Origin of the sequence: Chryseobacillus diguaensis, assembly GCF_049220665.1 — a bacterium.
GTDB lineage: Bacteria > Bacillota > Bacilli > Bacillales > Bacillaceae > Metabacillus_B.
On sequence record NZ_JBMKNV010000011.1, the window covers coordinates 87,806 to 106,658 of the forward strand.

Annotated in this window: 15 protein-coding genes; 4 read left to right on the forward strand and 11 right to left on the reverse strand. The window is 37.5% G+C overall.

Annotation, left to right across the window (positions count from 1 at the left end; all coding sequences use genetic code 11):
* Positions 1 to 53: 53 nt before the first annotated feature.
* Entirely contained in the window at positions 54 to 914 is an 861-nt protein-coding gene (locus ACOT8F_RS16085) for an SDR family oxidoreductase (protein WP_421652943.1), read from the reverse strand.
* A 134-nt stretch (positions 915 to 1,048) separates the two neighbouring features.
* Between ACOT8F_RS16085 and ACOT8F_RS16090 the strand changes: the two genes are divergently transcribed.
* Positions 1,049 to 1,498: an Rrf2 family transcriptional regulator gene (locus ACOT8F_RS16090; protein ID WP_421652944.1), complete on the forward strand. Its 450-nt coding sequence runs from the start codon at positions 1,049 to 1,051 to the stop codon at positions 1,496 to 1,498.
* Positions 1,499 to 2,039: 541 nt separating this feature from the next.
* Positions 2,040 to 2,216 carry a hypothetical protein gene (locus ACOT8F_RS16095; protein ID WP_421652978.1) on the forward strand — a complete coding sequence of 59 codons (177 nt, stop codon included), beginning with the start codon at positions 2,040 to 2,042 and terminating at the stop codon, positions 2,214 to 2,216.
* A gap of 237 nt (positions 2,217 to 2,453) precedes the next feature.
* On the opposite strand, the gene ACOT8F_RS16100 is transcribed toward ACOT8F_RS16095, so the two are convergent.
* The 4 genes from ACOT8F_RS16100 to ACOT8F_RS16115 form a co-directional block, all read right to left on the reverse strand.
* Positions 2,454 to 2,741 carry a hypothetical protein gene (locus ACOT8F_RS16100; RefSeq protein ID WP_421652945.1) on the reverse strand — a complete coding sequence of 96 codons (288 nt, stop codon included), beginning with the start codon at positions 2,739 to 2,741 and terminating at the stop codon, positions 2,454 to 2,456.
* A gap of 637 nt (positions 2,742 to 3,378) precedes the next feature.
* Positions 3,379 to 3,648 (reverse strand): hypothetical protein, encoded by a 270-nt coding sequence (locus ACOT8F_RS16105; RefSeq protein WP_421652946.1) that lies wholly within the window; start codon positions 3,646 to 3,648, stop codon positions 3,379 to 3,381.
* A gap of 991 nt (positions 3,649 to 4,639) precedes the next feature.
* On the reverse strand, positions 4,640 to 6,574 hold the full coding sequence (locus tag ACOT8F_RS16110; protein ID WP_421652947.1) for an esterase-like activity of phytase family protein: 1,935 nt from the start codon (positions 6,572 to 6,574) through the stop codon (positions 4,640 to 4,642).
* A gap of 327 nt (positions 6,575 to 6,901) precedes the next feature.
* Positions 6,902 to 7,753, reverse strand: coding sequence for a phosphate ABC transporter substrate-binding protein (locus ACOT8F_RS16115; RefSeq protein WP_421652948.1), 852 nt, complete (start codon positions 7,751 to 7,753; stop codon positions 6,902 to 6,904).
* Between the two features lie 402 nt (positions 7,754 to 8,155).
* Between ACOT8F_RS16115 and ACOT8F_RS16120 the strand changes: the two genes are divergently transcribed.
* A complete protein-coding gene (locus ACOT8F_RS16120) occupies positions 8,156 to 8,590 on the forward strand; it encodes a MurR/RpiR family transcriptional regulator (RefSeq protein WP_421652949.1) in 435 nt (144 codons plus the stop codon).
* Positions 8,591 to 8,760: 170 nt separating this feature from the next.
* On the opposite strand, the gene ACOT8F_RS16125 is transcribed toward ACOT8F_RS16120, so the two are convergent.
* The 3 genes from ACOT8F_RS16125 to ACOT8F_RS16135 form a co-directional block, all read right to left on the reverse strand.
* Positions 8,761 to 9,132 carry an iron chaperone gene (locus tag ACOT8F_RS16125; protein WP_421652950.1) on the reverse strand — a complete coding sequence of 124 codons (372 nt, stop codon included), beginning with the start codon at positions 9,130 to 9,132 and terminating at the stop codon, positions 8,761 to 8,763.
* A 332-nt stretch (positions 9,133 to 9,464) separates the two neighbouring features.
* Positions 9,465 to 9,788 (reverse strand): ArsR/SmtB family transcription factor, encoded by a 324-nt coding sequence (locus ACOT8F_RS16130; RefSeq protein ID WP_421652951.1) that lies wholly within the window; start codon positions 9,786 to 9,788, stop codon positions 9,465 to 9,467.
* Positions 9,789 to 9,794: 6 nt separating this feature from the next.
* Positions 9,795 to 10,241, reverse strand: coding sequence for an SRPBCC family protein (locus tag ACOT8F_RS16135; RefSeq protein ID WP_421652952.1), 447 nt, complete (start codon positions 10,239 to 10,241; stop codon positions 9,795 to 9,797).
* A gap of 523 nt (positions 10,242 to 10,764) precedes the next feature.
* On the opposite strand from ACOT8F_RS16135, the gene ACOT8F_RS16140 reads away from it, so the two are divergent.
* Positions 10,765 to 12,003 carry a glycosyltransferase gene (locus ACOT8F_RS16140; RefSeq protein ID WP_421652979.1) on the forward strand — a complete coding sequence of 413 codons (1,239 nt, stop codon included), beginning with the start codon at positions 10,765 to 10,767 and terminating at the stop codon, positions 12,001 to 12,003.
* A gap of 1,095 nt (positions 12,004 to 13,098) precedes the next feature.
* On the opposite strand, the gene ACOT8F_RS16145 is transcribed toward ACOT8F_RS16140, so the two are convergent.
* The 3 genes from ACOT8F_RS16145 to ACOT8F_RS16155 form a co-directional block, all read right to left on the reverse strand.
* Positions 13,099 to 14,940 carry a PDDEXK-like family protein gene (locus tag ACOT8F_RS16145; protein WP_421652953.1) on the reverse strand — a complete coding sequence of 614 codons (1,842 nt, stop codon included), beginning with the start codon at positions 14,938 to 14,940 and terminating at the stop codon, positions 13,099 to 13,101.
* 1,048 nt (positions 14,941 to 15,988) lie between these two features.
* Positions 15,989 to 17,059 (reverse strand): polysaccharide deacetylase family protein, encoded by a 1,071-nt coding sequence (locus tag ACOT8F_RS16150; protein ID WP_421652954.1) that lies wholly within the window; start codon positions 17,057 to 17,059, stop codon positions 15,989 to 15,991.
* Between the two features lie 659 nt (positions 17,060 to 17,718).
* Positions 17,719 to 18,702: a tRNA dihydrouridine synthase gene (locus tag ACOT8F_RS16155; protein WP_421652955.1), complete on the reverse strand. Its 984-nt coding sequence runs from the start codon at positions 18,700 to 18,702 to the stop codon at positions 17,719 to 17,721.
* Positions 18,703 to 18,853 lie beyond the last annotated feature (151 nt).

The following is an 18,853-nucleotide window of genomic DNA, read 5'->3' on the forward strand; positions in this document are numbered from 1 at the left end:
CAGCAAGGATTTCCCACGCAAAAAACCGGCCCAGAAGACCGGTTTTGATAGGATTATAGAGTTTTTACAACTTGAGATAATGCTTCAGTAATTGGCGCTGCTGGACGGCCAATGAGTTTTTCTAAATCATGGCTTTCGATTTCCAGGGTGCCTTCACGGACTCCTTTTTGGATCTCAACAAGGAATGGAAGAAGGAACTCTGGTACCCCCGCACCTTTCATAATTTCTGTGTATGCTCCATCATCCACATGTTGGACAGGTACTTCTTTCCCAAGTACTGTACCAAGTGCTGCCGCAATCTCTTCCTGTGTCAGTGGTTTGCCTGATAGCTCATAGATGGTGTTGTCATGGCCGCTGCCAGAAAGAACTGCCGCCGCAGCATCAGCATAGTCTTGCTGCAATGCCCAGCCAACTTTTCCAGCTCCAGCAGAAGTCACCCACGGGGCACCTGCCAGTACACCTTGAATGCTTGAGATTTCATTCTCTAAGTACCAATTGTTGCGAAGGAAGGAATAAGGAATGCCTGTTTTGATGATGGCATCTTCTGTTACTTTATGGGTAGGAGCAAGGAAGTTTTGGCTTTCCTGTGCATCCGTGATGCTTGTATACGCAATGAATTTTACGCCAGTCCGCTCTGCCGCAGCCACCGCATTGCCATGCTGGCGGTTTCTTGTTTCATTGTCTCCATCTGAGGAAATAATCAATAAGCGATCAATCCCAGTAAACGCTGCATCTAATGTTTCAGGACGGTCAAAATCCCCTTTGCGCACGTCAACTCCGCGTGCACGCAGCCCCTCTGCTTTCTCCGGATTGCGCACACTCACAGCCAGCTGGTCTGCTGGTACAGTCTTCATCAACGTCTCAACCACTTTGCTTCCTAATTTGCCTGTTGCACCCGTAACTAGTATTTTCATTTGTGTATTCCCCCATATATTTGATTTAGAACCTGTATTCACTTCTGATACTTGTATTCATTTTAAATACATGTTAGGATTTTGTCAACCCATAGGAATTTAAGGTATAATGCGTTTACAGGCAGGTGAAAGAAATGTCCATCAGCAGCCGTTTTTCAGTCGGCATTCACATATTAGCGTTAATCGAAGTCAATAAAGAAGGAATCAATTCCTCTGAGTATTTAGCCAGCAGCGTCAACACCAACCCAACCCTCATCAGAAAAATTATGGGAATGCTGAAAAAAGCAGGACTAGTCGAAGTCCATCCCGGCATCGCAGGAGCCAATCTCGCCAAGGATCCATCGGAAATAACCTTTCTTGACGTATACAAAGCAGTCAATGTCGTCCAGGAAAAAGAATTATTCAGTATTCATGAAAATCCAAATCCCGCTTGTGTTGTTGGGAGGAACATTCAGGATACGATAAACCCGCTGTTTACTTCAGCGCAGCTTGCGTTGGAGAAGAGTTTAGAGAATATGACTTTGCAGGATGTTATTGAGGATATTAGTGATAAAGAGAAGTTTGATTTAAATACGCTGGATTGAAAAAAGACATTCTTTTTGGGGAATGTCTTTTTTGTGGATATTATTTTATTTATCTATAACTGCCATCATTCCAAAAATTGCTCACCACATGATGACTTGGATCATAAGGCACCAAAACATACCCCTTCGATTTTAAATAATCAATAATCTGAGGTAAAGCTCTAACCGTTTGACCTCTCATGCATCAATCTTTGATCTTTGAAGGACTTGCCAGTATACAGAGACAGCATCTTATTCACATACAAGCGATGTTTTCCGAATTCATCTTTAAAATCTGTTGGGTGAATCCAGCAGTTTCCGTGAGAGGTCTTTACCTTGTAGTATTCTTTGTATTTACCGAGGATGGTGAGCGTTTGGGGTTGCAATGTTCCGAGGTTTGTTGAGTTTGTAGTATTGGATTTATATAGGGTGGTTTTTTGGAATAGCTGGATTGTTCGAGCTGGATTAGCTGCGTTTACATTGTGAGGGTGGTGGAGAGCAGTAATGCAAAGATTAAAACGAAGAAAGAGAGCCGGATGAATTTCATTGGGCATCTGTCGGAATAGGTAAATCAACAGCTAAGCTATTGGCTGAAAATGGTACCGAAGTGGTATTCGCTGCAAGAAGAGAGGAGCTTCTCAAAACAATAATAGATGAAATTAAAACGGATAACGGCGATGCTGCCACTAATTTAATATTTCAGCAGAAGATATGCAAAAGTTGTCAAAGTTTACAATAGAAGAATACGGTCGTATTGACGTACTCGTAAATTGTGCTGGTATATGCCGAACTCTCCTTTAAATCAACTAAAAATTCAAGAGTGGGATCAGATGATTGATATGAACATCAAAGAAGTTCTATATAGCATAGCCTCGGTATTGCCGACTATGTAACAACTAATCCAACAACGATTAAACCACCAATTGTGGGGCTAACCTACTAAGAGATACCGTCCAGGTGTATCATTTACAATAATTTAACGAATTTGGTCATTTCCTTGGTCGTGAGGATTAGTGAATGATTGTTTAAAAAATGTATTCGGTTCAGGCTGTTGTTCTGGCACTATACGCTGTTCGTACCTTAAATTTGCTTCATAAAATTGATCCTCTAAAAATCCTGCTTGTTCATGCGTTAGTTCTAAGACAATCTCATTGTTGCTGTCATCGTAAGCTGTGAGTAGAACATAACTCTGACTGTCCCGTGTTACATTCCCAACTCTAATATTAAGGTTCTTTATTTCAAATCGTACTCTCATTCCATCCATAGAAAAACACCTCTAATTTTAGTTACAGATATTCTGCTCTAAATGTAACAGTTTATTCGGCATAAGCAATTTTACATGCAGCCATCAATCTTAACATTTCTGACTCCGCCTTCAATCCGAACTGCGCTGACAATTAGCCGGGAGAGAGATGGCTTTTTTGGCTGTTTGAAGTTTTGCAGCTTGCTGTCTGAGATGGTGACAAAGTTTGACCCTTTGACAATAGAATCCCTTTAAGGCTGTATTCCGGTGATCAACGAGCATATTCCTTATCTCAATGTCATGCTTTTCAGATGGAGAACACTTTCCAGGTCAGCGTCAGCTTGGATGCCGGCGCCTTTGCCATAATCCGCTGTATGTTCTTTCATATTCAGTTCGCTAGTCACTTTGTAGCTGCCTTAAGAAAAAATACCTTAGCTCCGGCACTGTTATTTAAAGCCGCTTGAATTGCCTTGGTATCTCATGTTTGCCATTTCTGAGGCGCCATATGATTTAACATTAATAAAGAATATTATCTCATCTTCCTTTTTCATAAACAGATAAAGAAAAATCGCAGCAAGCAGTTTGTGTAATAAAATAAAAACTTCCATTAATCGATCTAATGGAAGTTTTTATTTTTAGATTATTTGAAGTCTTGTTTTTAGTAAGACTGTTGCTGCTGTTGTTGCTGTAATTGTTGTGCACACTGTTGAGCAAGTTGCTGAATTTGTTGCAACTGTTGAGCCGCATTTTGTTCTCTTTGAGCAAAGTCCTGTACCTGCGTTCCCATTTGAGTACCATTTTGTGCTTGAGCCTGTTGAAACTGTTGAGCGTTTTGTTGCTCGGTTTGTTGTAATTGCTGTGCAACTTGTTGAATTTGTTGAAGTGCTGCTTGAGCTTGTTGGGCAGCTTGCTGAATTCGTTGTGGCATTTTCTTCACTCCTTTGTTATGTAGTAAATTACAAAAGTATTTTTAACATATGTCCATCTAAATATACAAAATAAATAGTAAAGACAATAGCTCCTATAACAAAATACCTGTAATGTTTAATTTTGTTCGAAGTGCTCATGCCGCTATTGCTTATAGTCATCTCGAACATTAAAAATCCTTCCTCCTAATGTGTTTATATTGGATTCTCTTAAAGCCTAAAGTTTATACAGAAGGATTAAACTAATACACAGTTCGAGAAAAAAACGCAACAAAAGGAGCATGAATCATCATAACTGGAGGGAGCATGTAAATGTACGACATAGCCTGCATTTTAGTTACAATCGCAATGGCATTTGTAATTGCCGGTAACAGAAGGGAAGGGAAGAGAAGTAATGGTATTACACGGTAATAACAAATAAGTGTCATTTTCGCTTAAAATAAAAAAGAGCCAGGATCTCTCCCCCGGCCGGTTATCACGACCAGGAAATAGAAAAACTAATGAAATAAAAAACTCCACAAAAAAATACGAAATGCGATAGACTACCTAAAAAAACAGTCTGCAGCTGTTCCCCTTAGAACTATAAGAGAAGCACTAGAACGGGAAGGACAAGGAATTTCATATTTAGGATAATTTGTTCAAGGTTTACTTAAATATGATGACAGGATTAAAAAAATTGCAAGAAACAGTTATGTGTATGAAGCTACACTAAATAACGTTCATTTAAACGTAAAACCTAATTAAAGGGATATGAAATCCTGCGAATAAGCGAGTATTCGGGAGATAATCTAATTAAACCGAGGGAGTTAAAGAAGGAAAGTTTATCTATAATGATATCTACACTGTTCCTTTTCATAATAAACAGCGCCCTGAACTCAGATAAAAGTAACGGAGTCAGGGCGTATGATCTTTTATTTAAGAACTGTGAGTTTTTGTGCCAGACTAACTATATAATTATTATTTCAAGTTTATTTGCAAATTGATATGCTTTCTTCAATCATTCATCTTTGAACCCTTAGGCTGGTGAGAGTGGACTGTAAAGCCTGCGCTCAGTCCATTTTCATTCTCAGGACCGTCAGAGTCGACATAAACCTTTGGTGAAAACGTCTGTGGCGAAACACTTTTACCTTTCAACAGCAATTTTACTGATTCTCCCTTGTGAAGGCAGACCCCATCCACTGTAATGAATTGACCGCCACCTGCTGTATCGGAAAGCTGTGAAGCCGTTAATGGAATAGGATCTCCATTTCCGTAGATAACAGCATCTCCGGGTGCAGCCTTAACTCCTTCAGGAAGTAGGAATGTCATAGTGCCAAGCAGACTGTTTTCACCTAGTACATCTGTGATGGTGATATCTTGGTTGTTTTCAGAGCTCGTAACATAAACCTTGCCGGCTTTACTTGGCTTGGAAAACAGCTTATGCTCTTGAGCGGTTCCCGTCAGATTATACAGCCACACTTGTTCTGGGTCCGGGTCCTGAACACCAAAGTCATTATCGTTTGTGAGTGCCAGGGTATGGTCATTTGGCATCGCAATCCCTTCAAGCTTGGAGTTATTGTATCCGCGCTCTTTGGCATCTACAAATAGCGTTTTTTGTAAAGGTTTTACAGTTACCGTAGTACTACCCCCTGTTGGCGTAACAGTATAGGTTTTATCTGGAGCGTAGGGAGCCATGACGGTGTTTTCAAGCGTCACATCTGTTTTGTCTAAGCCTTCGCCGTCCAGGAGACCAAAAATATTGGTAGGATTGGCCGCTGTTGAAAAATCAACTTTGAAAATACTTTTATAGCTGTAGTCGCTGTCTCTTTCATCAAAAAGAACATGATCATCATCTAAAGCAGCAATATCGGAGATCAAGTGTTTACCGTCCAATACATATAAAAATTCCTTTGGATCTTTGTCCATGTGTTTTAGATCATAGCGAAGGACACGGATGGCCGTTGATCCTTTTGGCGGGGCAGAACCGTCACCGTAAGGATTAATGATGGGTCCTTGTAGTGCGGTATACAGATATCTACCGCTAGGTGTAACAGTCGTTCCTTCCAGTCCCTTGTTTGGATTGCGCATAGCAAAAACAGCAGGAAGAGTGTCATGGACCGGAACAGCTGGAGAAGAGGCAAATAAATCTTTTTCCCCTTTTGGAACAAGCCGCTGAATGATTGTACCGTCTCTTTTTACCTGAACAAGACTCGGTCTGTATTCTTCACTCACCCAAAAAGTATCATCATTGGGATTATAGCTGATGGCTTCTGTATCAAGACCATAAGGATCAGCGGGAAGGACCTGGCCGGCAGCACCGTAAGAAATTTCATCCATCGTTCCAAAGCCTGCAAGCTTACTAGTATTGTCACCAGGGAAATTAGAAATACCAGAAATGTTTCTGGATTTGGTAATCGGATCTGTATATCCCTGAGGCAATTTTAGCGGAATCTGCTTCAGTACATGGACAGCGCCGTTGCCCAATTCAATTTTAACGATCTGAGGAGAAAATGTTGGGACCGAAAAAAACTTGCCGAATTTAGAATCTCCGTTAGGTCCTCGGTCAGTGATGGCATAAAAAACATTCTCTGGATCTTTTGGCAAATGAACCAGTCCTGAAAATCCGCCTAAATATAATTCATCGCCTGTATGTATAGGAGGGACGGATTTTATCTCATCATCGACTGATTTTCCAATTGGAATCTTATCGTATAACTGGAACATACGGGCATTCCAGGCATTCTGTTCATATAGCTTTACCATTTCTGCCTCTTTATCAGTGCTTGGCACTGCATTAGAAACCTTAGTACTTTTGATAATCTTATAAGAAGTAGATTTTGGTGTTTCTGCAAAACTCGGTGTTGCAAGTAGACCGCTCAATGCAACGACACCAACAGCAAGTCCAAGAATGGGTTTCTTCGATTTCATTTTCTTCCATTTCTTCAACATTTTCTTTAACCTCCATGATATTTACTTAGTACTATATTAAATATAGAATTTGATTGTTTAATGTGTGTTAATTTCTGTAGTCAAATGTTAAAATAATGTAAATATTCAAATTTTATTTTCTGCTAATAATCTAAGTTTTCATGTTCTACTGTAACAGTTTGGTGACTTGCAATTATAAGATTTACCAATAAAAGGTTCTACTTCTTCGCGCTTTTAATAAGCTTTTAGTTTTGGATTGCGATAACAAAAAAAGACCGAATATAGACAAAAAACCCCCTACAAATGAGCCCTTAGACGGCGCATTTGTAGAGGATTATTAAACTGGGATTACTTCATGCTTGTTAGCGGGATGAATCCCATTTTCTTTACTGTAGTAGTCTGGAACTGCGAGCTTCTTACATAATCAATAAATGACTTTGTTGCTCCTGTTGCTGTCCCTTTTGTTAGGTAGAAACCATAAGCCCAACCAGGATATGTTTTGTTGATTACATTTGCGGTAGTTGGAGCTACACCATTATATTTCTCGGTTTTCATTGCACTCGTTACTTTTGCAAGATCAATGTAACCGATCGCATTTGGTGTTTTGCTTACCGCTGTAGCCATATCGCCACCTGATGCTACTTCTTTGCCGATTTTTGCAATGGAAGCACCTTTTAATAGCTTTGACTGGAAGTTTACTCGCGTACCTGAACCTGAAGCACGATTGATTACAACGATTGGCGCATTTTGACCGCCTACTTGGTTCCAGTTTTTCACTCTTCCTGCGAAGATGTCCTGCAGTTGTTTCGTAGTCAGATTACTTACTTTTACATTATTATTTGCAATAGTTGCAAATGGAATCACAGCAATCGGATGAGGTACCAATCCTTTGATTGCAGTAAAACCAGGAACGGACTTACTATTGTCCCAGTCCGATGCCCCGATTTTTACAGTCCCGTTAGAAACTGCCTGAGCACCTTTCAAAGAGTTTGTAGCTGTTGAAGTAACTGTCACCCCAGGATTTTTTGCCTTAAATTGCTTGCCTGCTTCTACAGTCAGGGGATGTATTGCGCTAGAACCCGAAACTGTAACTGTTCCTGTTAAAGGGGCGGCATTTACTTCAGCTGGAGTTTGTGTAAGTGCAGTTCCAAGAAGGATAGCAGATGCCATAACGATCGGTAGATTTTTGAAAAATTTCATTTTTTCTTCCTCCGTTTTTTTCTGATTTTTTGGTTTTGGAAACAATCATAGCTACTTTCTTCACAAGATTTCCGTTTCCTTACAATTAATCACAATCTACTTCTTCTTTGCTACTACACTTCAACTCCCTCTCAATTGAAGATATCATTCGCAATTCTTACTATAAATAGAAAATATTAAGTAAATATACCAGACTTATTAATATTTTGTAATTTATGACTGAATTTTCATTAAATTCGTTCCTACACAAAAAAACGCTCTCCTTGTGGGAGAACGTGCTTTGACAACATGTTAAAATTTCTCCCCTCAAACAGTATCTAATTTAATTCTACAATAAAAAAAGCTTGTAGACATGAGACTTTGTCTACCAGCTGAGGCTCCTAGATTTCTAGGATAAGATCGATGAACTCAAACAAACGGCGTCCTTTCTCCCATTCCAAAGAGGTTCAAAAGTATCTCGATATTATTAGTCGGTGCAGTCTTGTTCAATTTGTGGCAGCAGGTAATACAATTCCAGAAATGCAAGTTTCATTTGCTCATTCATTGACAGAAGAAGATGTCGTCATTGGCATTTCAAACTCCGGCGACTCGAAGATATTGCTTGATATTTTTGAAATTGCAAAAAAAAGAAAGGCTACTACCATCTCAATCACAAATCATATTAAATCTCCTCTTTCTCAACTAGCGAGTATCCAGTTAACGTGTATTACAAATGAGAAACTGTTTTTTAAAGAATTTAGCTTTACAAGATTTCCTTCCATCTCAGTGAATGATACACTTTTTCTATTATTATCAAAAATCAATTTAGATAACTCATTCCAATCAATTAGTGACTGAGAGCAAACATTATCAGATTTAATATTGAATTTAACGGAACATTATGACTGGTGCTGGGGAAGTATTTTGACGGGCGTTCGCATATTGCTACTATTGAGCTGTTGGCGACTTAATTGAGAAAACGCATGACATTTTTTCGTGTCATGCGTTTTTTGTTAAGGCGACATCTATTATTTCCGCCAAAAATTCGTATATTCTGCTTTATCCTGAATATTAAATTCAATCATTTTCTCAAGCAATTCGTAATTTACCAACTCATTCCACGGAATTCGAAACAAGCCTTTGGTAGCGCTGTAGCCAGCTTGTGCAATGTCATCGGTAAAGTGCGCAATGCCTACTTCTTCGGGTGAAACGCTCAAATGATGCTTCGCTGTGGAAAAGCCGATGATAAATGTGCCGTGATCGGAAAACATTGGGGTATTCCACTTGATTTGCGGTTCCAAATTTGGGAATTTATTAGCAACCCACGCCAAAATTTCCTCTGTTCGGTCGCGGTGGCCGGGGTTATCAATACCTGCTAAATATTTTGCAAAAACTTCCATGTCTTCCTCCTTCGATATTATGCTATTGCCGCCAAAAATTCGAATTCTCAGCCTTATTCCTTGATATTAAATTCTGATATCCCCCTTCCAAAGCCGATAAGGGCCAAACTTCACCCCAGCTGGGAGCATCTTTAACAGCTTCATTTGTAATTCCGTAGAATCGTTGGATTTATCAATTTAAAAAAATGCTTTTAAATTAGTCTTTTTGAACAAACCTGCCTTTTCGTTCAATGAGAAAAGCTTTTTGTAGATGCAGTTGGATCTATAAAAGCCTAATAAAGATTTAAATAAAAAAGTAGGATAGTCCTTTCTGGATTATCGCACCGTCATTTTTAATTGTTTTTTTCAATATAATCTTTCAATTCACTTAGACTGTCCATCCATAAGGATTCGAAATGATTTATCCATTGTTGTATTTCACGTAAAGGTTCAGCCTCTACTTTATATCGTCTTTCCCGCCCAATCTTACAATCACTCACTAACCCAGCTTTCGATAGAACATTGAGATGTTTGGTGACAGCAGGACGGCTAATTGAAAAATGCTGACTCAATAAGGTAATTGGCATTTCACGTCTAGCTAACAATTGAAGTATTCTCCTACGGGTTGGATCTGCAATTGCTTGAAAGATGTCATTTTGAGTAGAAGTTCTGGTCAAACTTACTTATCCTTCCACTATTTTTTTCATATTTTCCAAACCATTTTCTGCCCAACCCTTATCAAGCATATTACGAACAAATAACTTATCGGAAGAACATTTTGACCAGCCCGTATGTGATAAACGCAATACCGTTTGATCACTTTTTGCTTCCAACTCAAACGTTACCATTAATTCTTCTTTAATAACGTTAGTTTTCCAAGTGTAACTGAGTTTGATTGGTGGGTTATATTCTACAAGAGTAGAATAAATAATCCCATCCCATTCTTGAATAGGCGGTGAAGTAAAAGTAAACTGGGCTCCTAATTCCGATGTTAAGGTATTGGGCATTTGCCATTGAGCTATCCCCTCCGAGGTGGAGATTACTTTCCAAACTTCCTGAATAGGAGCGTTAATGATAATGGTTTGATGAATATCTGGAATATTATTTTGTTGCTGCGCAGTTTGGTTCATTCTAACCATCCCTCACTTTTATGTAGCCAAAAGATTTCGTATTTATTATACGTAACCTTTTGGTTTCCTGTCAATTTTATGGAATATTATGTTTTCATGAAGAGCTCATTTTCCTATTTTAAACGATGGAGAGAATTTTAGTTGTTTTAACAAATTATTAAACCAATGGTTGAACATTGACTTACCAAAAATTCACAACATAAAAGTTAGAAATAGTCTATCAGAAAAAATAGAATCTGTTTCTTAATAAGTTTTTAGGATCGAAATTCTGTTTTCTTGACTGATTAATGGATGTGATGATAAAAAAATATATCTATGCATCTTCAAAAGGAGTCCTATAAGCAAAACTTTGCTAATAGGACTCCTTTTTTTGCATTCGATTTAACTTCCAGAATTTTAATTGATACTTAAATAACAAAAAATATAAAAATGCAACACCACTAGGTTAAGTTGTCCAATCACCCTATCAACTTTTACATAGCTTATAAAGTAAAAAATTACAGGGAGGAAAAAATTGGACAAAATGAACAACTATGATTTCAATAGGGACACACCCAGGCAATTATTAAATGACATAAAGGTAAGTATTATTATGCCTTCGTACAATAAATACGATTACGTTTCTCTTTCGCTGTATTGTTTGGAAAAACAAACCTTTTCCCCTGCTGAATTTGAAGTAATTTTAGTAGATGATTGCTCGATGGACAAGACACATTTAATACCAGAGGAATTGAATCCTTTATTTAGGTTTAAGTATATACGCCCAAAAGAAAATATCGGAAGGTCTAAAGCTCGTAACCTTGGTATAAAACATGCAAAAGGAGACATCATTATTTTTCTGGATGCTGAAATGCTTATAGAACCCGACTTCGTGGAGAATCATTTTAAACATCATCTGAACGACAAAAATACAGTTGTCTGTGGAGCCATGCACTATCGAGGAATATATACCTTTCTTACTTCAGAATTTAATCACAATCAATGGGCGCATATAAATGACTTTGTAGCAAACGATTCATTTTTTATGTTTTCGTATAATAATTTCAAACAAAATCATTCCAACTCTAAGAGACTATATCCCCTAATTACAAAGAAAAATATTGACAATAAAAGCTTTAAAAGGCTTTCGTTTCCTAACTGGTATTTTACTCAAATGCTTAACACCGGGTTAAGTGATTTTGGTTTCGATCTGAGTAATTATACCCTTCCCTATATTGCATTTTTAACAGGAAATGTTTCGGTTCACCGAAGTCAATTAGAAAAAACAGGATACTTTGATCAGTCCTTCAAAGGATACGGTGCAGAGGACTGGGAGTTGGGTTACCGATTGTATAAAGAAGGGGCACGCTTTATCTTGGATCCGCAATGTTTTTCTTATCATCAGGAACATCCCACATCCCCAAACAATTTTCCGGAAGCAATGGGTAACTTATACAAATTAATGAAAAAACATCCGTATATTGATGTATTTGCCCTTGCCCTTGAACATAAGCCAGCCCTTACTTTTACTCAAATCCATTACGTTGTTAGCGAATATAATGAACTTTCTACCCTTTACCCAGATGAATATAAAGAGTTCAAACAAACACTTTGCGATATGTTGTTAAACGTAGTGGAAAAATTAAAGAACAGCCAACCAGTAGAAAATCTTCATGACACTGATATTCATACAGCGAAAATCATTATACAACAACTAAAGGCTGTAAGAGAAAATCAATGGTACGCCCTATCCAATACCTTTGAGGAGCTGTTTAAGCTCTAGTCTAGCTCATCAACAATTAAAAAGCCGGTTTTGAAAACTAACGGGTTCGGTTGAGAGGTGCAAAACCTCAATTCGCAACCTAATTCGCATTTATAAATCGCACACTTTTTAGATTAAATTAGCAATAGAAAAAGCAATGGAATTGGTTTCCATTGCTTTTTCTATATAATCTATATGCAGTAGGAATTAGTAAAAACTGATTAGGTTATCGTCTTTTTTTAATAATGTCATATTCCACTAACGCAGCCGTTAGTGGGATATTCCATCTATTTTATTTTATATACAGAGCCTCTTCCTAAGATGATAATCCCTTTCGGCAAATTATTCAAAGCGGAACAAACTGATTTTTTAACCCGTAAATACCAAAGAAAAGGCTTTAACTTACCCAGATAGAAAGGGAAAGTGAATATCTATGCATGTGATTGCCTCCTTCGAGCACTCTTTTCATTTAGAGTTAGCCATTTCCTCACTTGAGGATAATGAAATAAAAGAAGAGAATATATTAGCCATCCCCTTAAAACCGAAAACAGGTGCTGCATTCCCTAGTTGAGAAGATTACTTGTAATCACAATGGCGCTGTCCATATTCAATACAGCTTTGTTAATCCGTTACAAGAAACATGAAAAGGCAACGCCCCGGAGGGTTAGTTGCCTTTCTTTAAAATGAGTTGCGAGATACACTCCACATGACTAGACTGCTAAGCGCAGATAAAGAAAATAAGCCGTGATGTAGTGGTGTTCACCTTATTTACGCCGTTTGGTTAAGACAAGATACTATATAGCCTATTATCATTATGAGAGTACTCGAAACTGCAATCAGTCTGATAATCATTATGATTCTTCAGGGGGAATATTCCCTGCTCAATTATTGTATTGGTGAGATCCAGTCTGGTTTTTGCTGCTATGGAGACCAACTAATTTTATATCTCTTTATTTAATAAATGACAAAATTTCTCCATTGGTATGATTATTATTCAATTCAAAAATCAATGAAGCCTTATACAAAAAAGAGTGAGCGCAAAGCTTCACTCTCTAATGAAAATATTCTAAAAGTTCAATAACTAAATTTTTTCATTGTCACCAAGATTCTCTTCCCTTAACTGATACTCTCAATGATGCCTAGAATAGTCTGGTTATCAGCATCGTTATATAACTTTTTCATTTCTTCACAAACTGCCATTGGGTCATCCCATGTTGAGACTACCTTTGATTTAGAGAAGAGGCGTGTAAATTTAGAGCTAGGTTGCTTTGATTTTTCAGAGAATTCTGCTCCGGCCCCTTCCATTTCTTTGATTAATTCTAATCGCTTATAATCTTTCAGAGGCCCTAATTCAAGTGTAAGCTTAAGCCTATCGTCTTTTAATCGTTCAAACCAAAAGTTGAATGTACTGCTATGCCACCACCATTTTTGAACTGTACTTCCGTATGTTTTTTCCAGTTCGCGAAAAATCGGGAGTAAAAATGAAGCACGGCTTCTGTTTATAAAATAATCTTCAGAGCTAATATTTTGTCCTAGAGCAAATAATTCAAATGCTTGAATAGGATAATCTTTCCTCTTTACATGAAGCAGTGTATCTTCCTGGATATTATCTTCTGAGAATTCCTCTTTCATGCCTTCAATAGCTATAGCAATCTTTTTAAATAATTTCTCTAAATCAGTGTCATTAAAAAGCCTTTCCATGCCCATTAAGATGCTTTCTTTATCGGACCAATCATTAATTTCAGCAGTACAGGTATAAATTTTTGTATATTTTTTGCCTTCTAATTTCCCTGATCTGCGGAAAAATACTTCTTGTTCTTCAATACTGGATAAAAATGTAAACCGATTTTCAAAAGGAATAGGTCCCACTTCGAGATTAAGCTTTAACTTTTCATCCCACGTCCGTTCAAACCAAATAATTAAACCATTCTGCAGCCAGTACCCCTGTTCCGGCTGCCCCAATACTTCACTAAACTCTTTCCATTCAGGCAATATAAAATTTGGAAACTGTACGTCGGCTTTGTATACTTCTTCAGGAAATTCCTGTTTTTTAATAAAAGAGAGAAATGCTTGGCGTAAAACATTGCTCCCAATTTCAAAAACATAGTCGATGGCTTTTTTCTTTTGATAATAAATCTTCTTAAGGCTTTCTTTCTGTTCCTCGCTTAAGCCAGCCAGAAGCTCTCTCTCATTTTTAAAACGATATTGCTGCTTAAGCAGCAGCTCTTCGTGCTCAACAAAATAGAGAAGCTCTATAGACGTCTTGTTTGCTTTATAAGCTTCTAAAGCTAGTTCAATTAATTCCTCATCCTGCACAAGCTCTTCTTGAAGAATCTCAATATAGTAATTTAGAAATTCATAAACTCCACTGGATATGGCAATTCCATTAAAATTAATGTAGGTTTCAATAATTTCCAATATATCATTGTAGTCCAAAACCCAATACTCTTCAAAAGATGGCATATCTTTCTTTAACGTTAAGAAGATTGGAACAATTTGATAGTCATTTTCATTATATTTATTGCTGGCAAAGTTTAAGTAATCTTCAAGCTGCCCTTCTGATTCAACCGCATTGAATTTATTTTCAATTAATAAAACCAGCTTTTCTGAAGGAATTTCTACTAATATGTCAATATAGCGATTGCTATCCGTTTTAACTTCTCGAAATACCCTGACTTCGGAAAATGAAGCATGCAGCAAAGGCAGATAATCAATTCGCTGAAGTTTATCTTCATTTTCGACTTTTGTTATCAATTTGGAGAATAGTTTTTTCACAAAAAAATTCCCTAAAAAATGACTTTCATGAGGATTTATAAGCCACGCAAGAACGTTTGAATGGCGAATTTCATATTGGTCCACTCTCAATATCTTTAATGGGTTAAATTTGTGGAATGTTTGATTCAAAATTTCAAATTCCTTTGAATGATCAATTTGCGCAATGCTTTCAATCGTAAACATATTAGATTCTATCTCCCCTATTAGAATTATTTATATATCAAAACTTTTTCCGCTCACATGAATTTTTGAATTGGAAAAAGGAACTAAATTGCAAGATGTATCTATTGCTAGAAATAGCGTCAAAAATGGTACTGATCTCTCCGTTTATTTCTTTGTGAATCTGCTTGTTTTAATCCTATAGTAGCCATCCCATGTCACAGCGTTATCATATTTGCTTAAGATGTTATTGATGGTATAGATATCTTTTTTTATTGTTTCATTATGTACCCCATACTCTCCCACAGTACTTTGAGGAGTAATTTTTTCCCCATGCAATAGCCTATATACAGATCCAGTAATCTTTCCCGTGCATTATATTGAGTAAAAAAGCCTTTCTGAGCTTTGATTATGGTTTTCTGTACATTTTTATTTCCTTCCATAACTTGGAATTCGTTAAAGTTATGGAAGTTGCTTTTAAGAATCCTAATGATCTTTGACAGTCTGTCAACTTTTCCCGAGAATTCAGTTTTAATTTGATACCAGTATCTAACCTTTTTTTCCTCAATATGCACACTTCAACAGTTTTTCAAATCTTGTACAAGATATATCTGTAAGCGATCTTTCGTCTATCAGCTTTTTTACCATTTGATAGTGTTGGAATTATTTTATAACCTCTTCAAGCAACTCAATATAAGTATTACTGTCTGCAATACAAGTAAAGCTGACAAAATGGGAACGAGCTAAATCATCATCTTTTTGCGCGATAGCATATTTCATACGCTGAAAAGGTCTCCATGCTTGATTAAATCTGCGTTTGAGTATTGGACGATTAATGACCTGCGATTTTTTTCTATCCCTTTTTCCGCAGAGAAAAAGAAACCTTAGAAGAACTCATTAGCATCCTCCTATTCCATAAATAGTCATTTCAGGTATTTTATATAGCAGCTTGCAATTAAAACTATAGCATTATTAACAGTTTAAAAATGGCCAAAAAAAAAGTCACAACTGAAATTCAAGTTGTGAATCTATAAATTTATTTATTCTTCATTCTTCTCTGTTTTAATTTCATCTATAACCTGCTATCATTCCAAAAGTTGCTCACAACATGATGACGCGGATCATAAGGCACCAAAACATACCCCTTCGACTTCAAATAATCAATTATCTGAGGCAAAGCTCTAACCGATTGCGGCCGCTCATGCATCAAAACGATGATGGACTTTTTTTGTCTTTCCACTGCAGGCACGGCGGATTTTACATTCTTAATGATCGTAGTGTATTGGCTGGTACTATATCTCCAGTCATTGCTGTCAATCGTCCAATCCCACATTTTAAAATGATACTTCACCAGCCAATCTCTAAAGGGCTTTGTCATATACGGCTTGCTGCCATAAGGCACCCGGACCAAATAATGATTAACCCCCGCCACCGACTTCAATGTTTTCCTCGTCGTTTCCATTTCCTTCGCTACATTACTGTAGCTGCCTTTATATAACTTTTTCACACTATGAGAAACACTATGCAGTCCTATATAATGCCCTTCCTTGTTCACTCTTATCATACTAGTCTTGTATGTTCTAATGTTGGGCTCTATTGCAAAAAACGTCGCCTTGGCCTTCTTACTTTTTAAGATGTCCAGTATCTGAGAAGTATATTTGCTCGGTCCATCATCAAAAGTAATGTACGCGACTTTAAGCTTTTCAGCCAGGTTGATCCAGCCTGTACCCTTTACTGAACTAACTTTGAGCCAGCCTTTGTTTGATTCTAAAACAGTAACAAACTGGGGATTAATTACGTCCGTTCTCTGATTTTTATAAGACCTGCCATTGAATAGAGACAGCATTTTAGTTACATAAAGACGATGTTTTCCGAATTCATCCCTGAAGTCTGTTGGGTGAACCCAGTAGTTTCCTTTAGAGGTTTTTACCTTATAGTATTCTTTGTTTTTTTCGAGGATTTTGAGTGTCTGAGGCGGCAAAGTGCCGAGATTTGCTGATTTTATAGAATTAGATTTGTATAGCGAAGATTTCTGGAACAACTGTATCGTTCGAGCTTGCTCAGCTGCAATGACATTGCTGAGGGATGTGGAGATAAGCAAGGTGCAGATAATAACCAATATGGAGAGCCGGATGAATTTCATTTTATTCCTCCCGGGATTATGGTTCTTCAGGGGGATTTCCCTGCTCAATTATTGTATTGGTGATGAGAGCAATTTAGTCCGGGTGGCTTGGTTTTTTTACCCACAAAAGATTTGCTTTTCATCTTAGATATGATCTATTTGTGTATCTTTTTCAGAAGAAACGAACAACTTTAAATTAATGAACTAACCTACCCTTTAGGATCTCTTTAAGTCCCCTTATAAAAAAGTCCAATAAAAACCGGAGTCGCCTGTTCACTCGACTCCGGTTTAGGATTATCCATCAACAACCCTTGCAACTTCATGACCGCAATTTTTACATTTCCCTCTTAAGACTATACCATGTTCACCATCTTCTACTATAAAACCTGCAATAGTGATTACATTCGAACACTTGCCGCACCAAACATTACTTAATAAACGACTTCTAGATTCTTTCGGAATAGAAAGCCATTTTCTATTTGCACTCCTCTCTTTATAATTACATGTTAGATAAAAGTTAATTTAGCAATGCTACAAACTCCACATGCGCAGAGTGTATGTGGCAACACAAGGTGCTTGTGGGTTTATTACATTCTAGAAAACAGACTTTATCAAAACAAAAATTGTGATGTGATTCATTTTTTCTCTAACATTTACATCTTTTCACTGTCCCCGTCCCATCAACATTCTTTTCCAAAGTTATCAAGCAATGCACGCACTTCATCTGTTGATTTCGTGTTCATCAATTGATTTCTTAATTCAGCAGCTCCAGGGAATCCTTTGACATAAATTTTGAAAAAGCGATGAAGCCCTGTGATTGAACGCGGCACTGCTTCCGCATATTGATCTTGAAGATCAAGCTGCAGTCTTAAAAGATCAAGGTATTCTTTACTGCTATGATCTTTTGGCTCTTTTTCAAAAGCAAAAGGATTTTTAAAAATACCCCGCCCGATCATAACGCCATCAATACCATATTGTTCAGCAAGCTGCAGCCCAGTTTGACGGTCAGGAATGTCTCCATTGATTGTTAGCAGCGTATTCGGCGCGATAAGGTCACGCAATTTTTTGATTTCCGGAATTAGCTCCCAATGCGCATCTACTTGGCTCATTTCCTTTCTTGTACGTAAATGAATAGAAAGGTTCGCAATATCCTGTTTTAAAATATGCGTTAGCCACTCCTCCCACTCATTTACATCCTCATAGCCAAGCCGTGTTTTCACGCTGACAGGCAGTCCGCCCGCTTTTGCTGCTTGAATAAGTTCTGCCGCAACGTCTGGACGCAGAATAAGTCCACTTCCTTTCCCTCTCGATGCCACGTTCGGGACAGGACAGCCCATATTAATATCAATGCCTTTAAATCCCAGCTCTGCCATGCCAATACTCATTTGACGGAAATATTCGGGATGATCCCCCCAAATATGTGCCACCATTGGCTGTTCATCTTCTGTGAACATCAAACGGCCACGCACACTTTTCATGCCCTCTGGATGACAATAGCTATCCGAGTTTGTAAACTCAGTGAAAAAAACATCCGGTCGACCAGCTTCACTTACTACATGACGAAAAACAACATCTGTCACATCTTCCATTGGTGCAAGTACAAAAAATGGCCGTGGTAAATCACGCCAAAAATTATCTATCATTTCAAACTCAAATCCTCTCACTGTGGGTAAATCTTTAAACTTTTTGTCAAAAATAAAAAGCAAAATGTTTCTTTTACACTTATATCATGCTTAATAACTTATTATCAAACCCAAGCACATTTAGACATTTATAATTTGTGAAAAACTATTGTGAAAATGGGCAATGTTTATT

Excerpts from the sequence above, each read along its gene's own strand:
- ACOT8F_RS16150 (WP_421652954.1), bottom strand. The coding sequence starts at position 17,059 with ATGAAATTCATCCGGCTCTCCATATTGGTTATTATCTGCACCTTGCTT.
- ACOT8F_RS16145 (WP_421652953.1), bottom strand. The coding sequence starts at position 14,940 with ATGTTTACGATTGAAAGCATTGCGCAAATTGATCATTCAAAGGAATTT.
- ACOT8F_RS16100 (WP_421652945.1), bottom strand. The coding sequence starts at position 2,741 with ATGGATGGAATGAGAGTACGATTTGAAATAAAGAACCTTAATATTAGA.
- ACOT8F_RS16135 (WP_421652952.1), bottom strand. The coding sequence starts at position 10,241 with ATGAACCAAACTGCGCAGCAACAAAATAATATTCCAGATATTCATCAA.
- ACOT8F_RS16105 (WP_421652946.1), bottom strand. The coding sequence starts at position 3,648 with ATGCCACAACGAATTCAGCAAGCTGCCCAACAAGCTCAAGCAGCACTT.
- ACOT8F_RS16110 (WP_421652947.1), bottom strand. The coding sequence starts at position 6,574 with ATGTTGAAGAAATGGAAGAAAATGAAATCGAAGAAACCCATTCTTGGA.
- ACOT8F_RS16090 (WP_421652944.1), top strand. The coding sequence starts at position 1,049 with ATGTCCATCAGCAGCCGTTTTTCAGTCGGCATTCACATATTAGCGTTA.
- ACOT8F_RS16120 (WP_421652949.1), top strand. The coding sequence starts at position 8,156 with ATGAACTCAAACAAACGGCGTCCTTTCTCCCATTCCAAAGAGGTTCAA.
- ACOT8F_RS16125 (WP_421652950.1), bottom strand. The coding sequence starts at position 9,132 with ATGGAAGTTTTTGCAAAATATTTAGCAGGTATTGATAACCCCGGCCAC.
- ACOT8F_RS16085 (WP_421652943.1), bottom strand. The coding sequence starts at position 914 with ATGAAAATACTAGTTACGGGTGCAACAGGCAAATTAGGAAGCAAAGTG.
- ACOT8F_RS16140 (WP_421652979.1), top strand. The coding sequence starts at position 10,765 with ATGAACAACTATGATTTCAATAGGGACACACCCAGGCAATTATTAAAT.
- ACOT8F_RS16115 (WP_421652948.1), bottom strand. The coding sequence starts at position 7,753 with ATGAAATTTTTCAAAAATCTACCGATCGTTATGGCATCTGCTATCCTT.